At 68.1% G+C, this 1,880-nt stretch carries 3 protein-coding genes and 1 tRNA gene; 1 reads left to right on the forward strand and 3 read right to left on the reverse strand.

Translation table 11 applies throughout. The features are described 5' to 3' along the window. Both WBA11_RS10570 and WBA11_RS10575 read right to left on the reverse strand, forming a co-directional pair. The coding region (locus WBA11_RS10570) for a glutamine synthetase III (protein WP_424520655.1) at positions 1-538 on the reverse strand (538 nt) is incomplete at its 3' end. Between the two features lie 105 nt (positions 539-643). Further along, on the reverse strand, positions 644-1,123 hold the full coding sequence (locus WBA11_RS10575) for an Lrp/AsnC family transcriptional regulator (RefSeq protein WP_424520656.1): 480 nt from the start codon (positions 1,121-1,123) through the stop codon (positions 644-646). A gap of 240 nt (positions 1,124-1,363) precedes the next feature. Here WBA11_RS10575 and WBA11_RS10580 point away from each other — a divergent pair. Further along, positions 1,364-1,436, forward strand: a tRNA-Ile gene (locus tag WBA11_RS10580). Between the two features lie 9 nt (positions 1,437-1,445). Here the strand turns inward: WBA11_RS10580 and WBA11_RS10585 are convergent. Further along, positions 1,446-1,880: hypothetical protein (locus WBA11_RS10585; protein ID WP_424520657.1), on the reverse strand; the 435-nt coding region annotated here is incomplete at its 5' end.

Raw genomic sequence — 1,880 nt, forward strand, 5'->3', positions numbered from 1 at the left:
CCGTCCGGTTGAGCGCCTCCATCGAGCGGAGAAGCGGGATCTTGTGGTCGAGGGCCTCGCCGGTCCACGACGCAAAGGCCGTCGGGATGCACAGCGTGGCGACGTCGTTGTGCTCGACGATGAACGCGGGGCTGGTCGGGTCGTAGGCCGTGTAGCCGCGGGCCTCGAACGTGGCGCGCAGGCCGCCGCCGGGGAAGCTGGACGCGTCGGGCTCGCCCTGGATCAGGTTCTTGCCCGAAAACTCCGCCACGGCGCCGCCGCCGGCGTTGGGCGTGATGAACGAGTCGTGCTTCTCGGCCGTCCGGCCGGTCAGTGGCTGGAACCAGTGCGTGTAGTGGGTCGCGCCGTGCTCGACGGCCCACTCCTTCATGGCGAGCGCGACGGCGTCGGCGACGGTCTCGTCGAATGGGTCGCCGTTGGAGATGGTGGCGGTCAGCTTCTTGTAGACCGACTTCGGGAGCCGGGACTTCATCTGGGCCAGGCCAAACGTGTTCTGGCCGAAGATCTCCTCGACGTCGCGGGATGGGGTGGCGGGCATGGTGTGGGGAGGGTGAGTCTGTGCGGTGTTCGGCCTCGAGGACGAGACCGGGAAGGGTAGGCGTCATCGAGGACGCATCGAGGCCGGAGCCGACCTCGAGGACGATCAGTGGGTCGGGGGGAGCGTCATCGGCTCAGACGGGAGGTAGGTCGTCTCCTTGTGCGTGGACAAGACCAGGCTGGTCCGCGTCCCACGGACGCCGGGCACGCCCTGGAGGCGGGCGAGCAGCTGCTCCAGGCCGGTCGTGTTCTTGACGCGGACCTTGAGGACATGGCTGCCGTCGCCAGTCACGGAGTGGAGCTCTTGAACCTCGTCGAGGGCGGTGACCGTCTCGATAAACTCCGGGTAGTGATCGCTCCCGACGGACTGGACGAACACGAACGCGGTGACGTCCCAGCCCAGCCGCTTGGCGTCCACGGTGGCTCGAAAGCCGGTCGTGACGCCGCGCGCCTCGAGCTTGCGCATCCGGTCCGAGACGGACGGGATGGACAGCCCGACGGCCTCGGCGATCTCGGTCCGCTTGATGCGGCCCCGGCGCTGCAAGAGGTCGAGGATCTGGACGTCAATGGCGTCGAGCTTTTCCAAGGGCGAGGCGAGGGGTCGAATGGCTGAGAGCTCAACCTACCGCGCTATTGGAAGCTGATCCATCCTGATGCCTCACTTTCTACGGTATTAGGCAGAGTTCATAAACTGTATGTGCCTTCTGTGCACCGTTGAGCCTTCGCCCTCGAGGTCGGACCTGTGTGGCGGTCTGGCCGCCGACGGGCGTTCTGGCGTCTCTGTGTAGTGTAGCCGCCGTCGAGGTCGGCGGTAGTTTGCGTGTCCGGGCTCGTAGCACAACGGTTAGTGCAGTCGGCTCATAACCGAACGGTTGCAGGTTCAAATCCTGCCGAGCCCACCCGAGCGCCTAAAGCTGCGCGTGGGCGCGCACGAACAGCCGTGGCCCCAGCGTCGCGCCCAACGGGTGCGTCTGCTCGTCGGAGCCGAGCACGTTGCGGCCGCCGAGCGACACGCGGAGCCGGTCGCCCCAGACGCGCTTGCTCAAGCCGAGGTCGAGGAGCACGTAGCTCGGCGTCTCACCCTCGGCCCAGTCCGTGCCGTCCACGACCTCGAGGCGGCTCCACAGCGCGAGCCGGTCGTCGGGGCGGACAGCGGCGTCGAGCCACGCCCTCGAGGACGAGACACGGTCCCAGGCCTCGAGGAACGAGGGCGTCCCACCGAGCGCGCCCTGTGACCGCGCCCCGGCGCCGACCTCGAGGACGAACCCGACCCACCGTGCGGATCCCCAGCCCGACAGCGCGGAGCCGTCGGCTTCGAGGTCGGAGACGGCGCGACTCTGCTG

The sequence above is a fragment of the Rubrivirga sp. genome, assembly GCF_049648075.1.
Lineage (GTDB): Bacteria > Bacteroidota > Rhodothermia > Rhodothermales > Rubricoccaceae > Rubrivirga.